General features: G+C 38.7%; 3 protein-coding genes. 1 reads left to right on the top strand and 2 read right to left on the bottom strand.

All coding sequences use genetic code 11. The annotated features are described in order from the left end of the window. The coding region (locus AC1DPQ_RS24710; RefSeq protein ID WP_477611184.1) for a PLP-dependent cysteine synthase family protein at nt 1-520 on the bottom strand (520 nt) is incomplete at its 3' end. 199 nt (nt 521-719) lie between these two features. Here AC1DPQ_RS24710 and AC1DPQ_RS24705 point away from each other — a divergent pair. After that, nucleotides 720-1,187 carry an Lrp/AsnC family transcriptional regulator gene (locus AC1DPQ_RS24705; RefSeq protein WP_477611183.1) on the top strand — a complete coding sequence of 156 codons (468 nt, stop codon included), beginning with the start codon at nt 720-722 and terminating at the stop codon, nt 1,185-1,187. 159 nt (nt 1,188-1,346) lie between these two features. On the opposite strand, the gene AC1DPQ_RS24700 is transcribed toward AC1DPQ_RS24705, so the two are convergent. Next, the gene (locus AC1DPQ_RS24700; RefSeq protein ID WP_477611182.1) at nt 1,347-1,937 is read right to left on the bottom strand and encodes a GIN domain-containing protein; all 591 of its coding nucleotides are present in this window, start codon (nt 1,935-1,937) and stop codon (nt 1,347-1,349) included. Between the last annotated feature and the right edge of the window lie 496 nt (nt 1,938-2,433).

Below are 2,433 nucleotides of genomic sequence, written 5' to 3'. Positions count from 1 at the left end.
TACCTGTGGTATGTTCATGTGCTTCCGGATTGGCGATATTCTCGAACTGCTGAGGCAAGAAAATATTTGGATCGCTTGCGGCCATCTGTTCTGCAAGTTTAATGCTGCCGATAAAACCGCCTTCTTCTTTGCTCACCAGAATAATCTCTGCACCTAAACTTTTAATAATATCCATGCGCTCTTTGCTCAACCAATTTGGCATAATGATGGTAACCGGATGGCCCAAAGCTTTACCTATGGCCGCAAATGCAATCCCGGTATTGCCGCTGGTGGCTTCAATAATCCGATCACCAGCTTTGATCTTACCTTCGGCGTATGCTTTTTTTAGCGTGTAAAGTGCCATCCGGTCTTTAATGCTGCCAGTTAAGTTGTAATGCTCGCATTTAACATAAATTTTGCCCACACTCCCCTGGTAGGTATAGGTGAGCTCAAGCATTGGTGTGTTACCAACCAGAAGCGATAAATGTTCGAATTTTCCCTCCATGGCAGAAGTCATTTTATTTGCTGTTATTGTGGTCATAACTGTTGATTACATCAGATAGCAATAGCTGTTTTGATTGATTTTTATTTCGGTAAAATTCAGTATTATAATTTTTTACGTCAATACATGTTGTTTTTTACAGAAAATTTCTGCTTTTTTGATTATTATTTAGTCTTTATTTCAGTTTTGGCTTGATTTTTTAACTTTCATTATATTTTTTTTCAATTTATTAACGTTTATGACCCACGGAGATTTAGATCAGGTTGATGTAGAAATACTAAAATTGTTGCAACACGATGCCTCTTTAACCAATAAAGAAGTATCCTTGAAGCTGCACAAGTCTATAGCCACTATCCATGAACGGATAAGACGATTAAAGGAACAAGGCTATATTAAAAGGATTGTGGCCATTCTCGACCGGAAAAAGATCGACAGAAACCTGATCGCTTTTTCGCATGTATTGTTGAAAGAACATACGGCTAAAACCCTGATCGAATTCGAAACCGAAGTTTCTAAGTTTGGCGAGGTAATGGAATGTTTGCAGATGACCGGTSCGCACGATTTTATTCTCCGTATTGCTACCAGGGATATGGATGATTACCACGAATTTCTGCGGAACAAACTCGCTACACTGCCCAATATCACAACCGTTCAAAGTTATTTTGTACTCTCAGAACCTAAAAGCGAAACGGCATACCCTATCTGATGTAATTGAGGAGAAAAAAAACGTTGTGCTGAAAGCAGGTGAAGTACTTTTCATTCTGCATTTTTCTTTTTTCCAGATTGATCCAGAACAGACCTGTATCGATCAAACAAAAAAGGCGGTCCGTAAACAGACCGCCTGAACCAAAATATAATTCTTTTTTTACTTGCTAAGGGAAGCTAGTGCATTTTCAGTATTTATGCTGGTTTTTGTATTAGCTGCAACGAATTTATCCATGGTCAGCTTTTGTCCTTTGCCCATTACGAGCATATGGTCGCCGGTTGAACCACTTAAGGTTAAATCAGCATGATCTTCGATCACAGTATACAATCCGTCAGTTTGTGAGTTTAAGTCTAGTGATGCATTTCCGCTTAAGAAAACCTGCAAATATTGCGTATTGATTTTACCCTGTGTTTTTACTTTAGCGTTGTCCATTGCATGGATGCGATAGATATCATTTACGTAAATGGTAAGTTTTGCGGTGCTGTTATCCAAAGAGGTAATCTCTAAACCATCTCCGCTCTGCACAACCTTAACTTTACCAGTGTTTTCATCTGCATAGCTGATGCCGGTACGTTTTCCCTGTATAATGGTCAGTTCTACATTTCCTTTTACTTTGATGCGTTTGAAGCTCAATGCTTTTGAAGCGTGAACAGGTTTGATGGTTTCAGATGCGTTAGCTGATAACACTGCTGAAGTAGATAATACTAATGCTAAAGATGACGCGAATAATGTTTTTAATAAAGTTTTCATATGCTTTGAGTTTTAATTTTTATAATGTTTTTATTGATTGTTCTGATATTAAGACGTGCAAGCACAGGAAACGTTTCAGCGCAAATCGCAGCATTATACCAGCCTGGGAAGCTAATCGACCAACGCCAGGAATTCAGAGACAAAAAGATGGTGGTCGCTGTGAATTTTCCAGGTTTTCTTTCCTGAGAGATGAAGTGGATTTCTTTTTTACTTTGAGGATAAGTCTTGAACACTCCGAAAAGAATTAAAAGATGCAAAAGCGCTTGTCGACTGATGTGATTGTGATCCTTTAATAGCTGTATTGTTTAATGATTTTGCCAAAAGCCTTTCTGGCTTTGCAACCGGACAAGGGTTCGACACCCTTCGGCTCCACCTAGAGGGGAATCACTTAAGATTCCCCTTTTTTTTGTAAATAAATAAGCCTTTCTTCTTCATTTTCAATTCATTATGGTCAAACATTTCCTGGCAGCTTGCCGGTACTTAATCGTCAATAAAC

The sequence above is a fragment of the Pedobacter sp. 01T416_2 genome (genome assembly GCF_056398925.1).
The sequence above is the reverse complement of the archived record's forward strand: the minus strand, read 5'-3'. Positions and strand labels throughout refer to the sequence as shown.

What these genes read in the sequence shown, in the direction of transcription:
- AC1DPQ_RS24700 (WP_477611182.1), bottom strand. Translation starts at nt 1,937, where the DNA reads ATGAAAACTTTATTAAAAACATTATTCGCGTCATCTTTAGCATTAGTA.